Source organism: Mesorhizobium sp. M7A.F.Ca.ET.027.03.2.1 (assembly GCF_003999175.1).
GTDB lineage: Bacteria > Pseudomonadota > Alphaproteobacteria > Rhizobiales > Rhizobiaceae > Mesorhizobium.
This window is the reverse complement of record NZ_RZOM01000826.1, coordinates 1-2,841: the sequence shown is the minus strand read 5'-3', so window position 1 is coordinate 2,841 and position 2,841 is coordinate 1. Positions and strand designations below refer to the sequence as shown.

The 2,841-nt window shown below is 62.8% G+C and carries 2 protein-coding genes; both read left to right on the top strand.

Features of this window, described 5'->3' with window-relative positions:
* Window positions 1-1,049, top strand: a 1,049-nt coding sequence (locus tag EN750_RS27550; protein ID WP_348629629.1) for an HlyD family secretion protein, incomplete at its 5' end; no start/stop codon positions are given.
* Window positions 1,050-1,354: 305 nt separating this feature from the next.
* Window positions 1,355-2,841: DHA2 family efflux MFS transporter permease subunit (locus EN750_RS27545; protein ID WP_127398571.1), on the top strand; the 1,487-nt coding region annotated here is incomplete at its 3' end.

Here is a 2,841-nt window from a genome sequence, read left to right as displayed (position 1 = left end):
GGCTGGGCCGCTTCCTGCTGATGGTCGCGCTGCCTGCGGCATTGGCTGTTGGCGGTGGCTATGTCTGGGTCACCGGCGGCCGCTATCAGGAGACCGAGAACGCCAATCTGCAGCAGGCCAAGGTGTCGATCGCTTCCGACACGGCCGGCCGCATCGTTAAGGTCGACATCTTCGATAACCAGCTGGTCAAGCAGGGTGACGAGCTGTTTGCCATCGACCCCGAGCCCTACCGGATCGCGCTGGCGCAGGCCGACGCGGCGGTGGCGGGCGCGCGTCTCAATGTCGAGCAGTTGCGCGCGGCCTATGGCCAGTCGATGGCTCAGCAGAAATCCGATGCCAGCCAGGTCGCCTTCGCCCAGTCACAGTTCGACCGCGCCGCCGATCTCGCCCAGAAGGGCATCAACGCCAAATCGTCGCTCGACGAAGCCAAGAACGATCTCGACAAGGCCAAGCAGCAGCTGGCGGTTGCCGAGCAAGGCATCATCAGCGCCAAGGCAGGCCTTGGCGGCAATCCCGACATCGAGACCGACAAGCACCCGACCGTGATGGCCGCGCTCGCCGCGCGCGACAAGGCGGCCTACGACCTGGCCCAGACAACGGTCAAGGCGCCGGCGGACGGCATCGTCAGCCAGGCCTCGTCGTTCAAGGTCGGTCAGTATGTCGGTTCCGGCACGCCGCTGTTTTCGCTGGTCGAGACCGGTGACACCTGGATCGATGCCAATTTCAAGGAAACGCAGCTCACCCACATGAAGCCCGGGCAGAAGGCCGAGATCGTGGTCGACACCTATCCAGGGCGCACCTTCGAGGCGACGGTCAAGGCGATCGGCGCCGGCACGGGAGCCGAGTTCTCGCTGCTGCCCGCCCAAAATGCCACCGGCAACTGGGTCAAGGTCACACAGCGTATCCCGGTTCGTCTCGAACTGATCGATGCGGACGCCAAGATGGCGTTGCGCACCGGCATGAGCGCCACCGTTACCGTCGACACCGGCGTGGCGCGTGGCCTGCCCTCGATCTTTGGTCACGCCACGGCTGGCGAGGCCGCGCAGTAACGTCAACAGATTGCCGCAGGACCAGCGGCGGAGGTGAATAGCAGGATTGGTCTGATGGGAGGAGCTGGAAGGATCAGCGTTTGGCGCTGCCGCGTCGCGGCCTGGCCGAAATCTGAAATCTCCGACGCGGACCCGTCGGTCCTCATGTTTCCGGGCGGCAGGCATCCGCTCATCAGAGACTTTCAGTCGATGTAACCCCCACATCGACGATCGCGTCCCACCGCGACGAGGGTCTCTCAACGGAAGGCGTTGCCGCCCGGAAACCCCTTGTACACGTTTTTGTTACCTGCTGGAAGTTCCACGCCATGAGCACGCCCGAACCCTTCAAAGAAGTGCCGCATCGCGGCCTGATCACGGTCGCGCTCATGCTGGCGACGGTCATGCAGGCGCTCGACACGACGATCGCCAACGTCGCTCTGCCGACAATGACGGGCGATCTCGGCGCCTCGCCGGACAACATCAACTGGGTGCTGACCTCCTACATCGTTGCCGCCGCCATCATGACGCCGGTCACCGGCTGGCTGGCCGACCGCTTCGGCCGTAAGGAACTGTTCCTGACGGCGGTGGTCGGCTTCACCATATTCTCGATGCTGTGCGGCATCGCCTGGAGCCTGGAGTCCATAGTGTTCTTCCGGCTGATGCAAGGCGTGTTCGGCGCGGCGATCGTGCCTCTGTCGCAAACCTTCCTGCTCGACATCAATCCCAGGGAACGCCATGGCCAGGCGATGGCCATCTGGGGCGCCGGCATCATGCTGGGGCCGATTCTGGGCCCGACGCTGGGTGGCTGGCTGACCGAAAATTTCAACTGGCGCTGGGTGTTCTTCATCAACCTGCCGGTCGGCATCGTCGCCTTTCTCGGCATGGCCGCCTACTTGCCGGCCGTTGCCCGGCGGGTGCGCGGCTTCGATTTCTTCGGCTTCGCCATGATATCGCTCGGCGTCGGCGCGCTTCAGCTGCTGCTCGATCGCGGCGGCGAGGTCGACTGGTTTTCCTCGGTCGAGATCTGGATCGAACTTGGTCTTTCGCTCACCGGCTTCTGGGTGTTCATCATTCACACCATGACCGCCGAACACCCCTTCATCGATCCCAAGATCTTCCTCGACCGCAATTTCGTGACCGGGCTGGCGTTCATCTTCATCATGGGTGTGCTCATCCTGGCGAGCATGTCGCTGTTGCCGCCGATGCTGTCGACCATCTTCGGCTATCCGACCGTCACCATCGGCGTCGTCATAGGGCCACGCGGTATCGGCACCATGATTTCAATGCTGGTCGTCGGCCGGCTCATGAGCAAGATCGACGCCAGGATCCTCGTGGTCATCGGCTTCCTCCTGACCGCACAGTCGCTCTACACCATGTCCAGCTTCACGCCGCAGATGGACAATTGGCTGATCATCAGCTCCGGCGTCATCCAGGGCCTGGGGATGGGAATGGTGTTCGTGCCGCTGTCGACCGTCGCCTTCGCCACGCTTGACGTTCGCTTCCGCACCGATGCCACGGCCCTGTTCAGCCTGGTGCGCAATCTTGGCTCGTCCATAGGCGTGTCGGTCGTGACGGTTCTGATGGTGCGCAACACGCAGATCAATCACACCGAGCTTTCGGCCTTCATCAACCCATTCAACCCCAATCTTTGGGCGGTCTCTCCTGCCGCCGCGAGCGGCGATCCGACGGCGCTTTCGCAGGTCGATCGCATGGTCAATCTGCAGGCGATGATGATTTCCTACGTCAACGACTTCAAAATACTCATGGTGATGACGCTGCTTGCCATCCCGTTTGTTTTCCTGCTGCGCAAGCC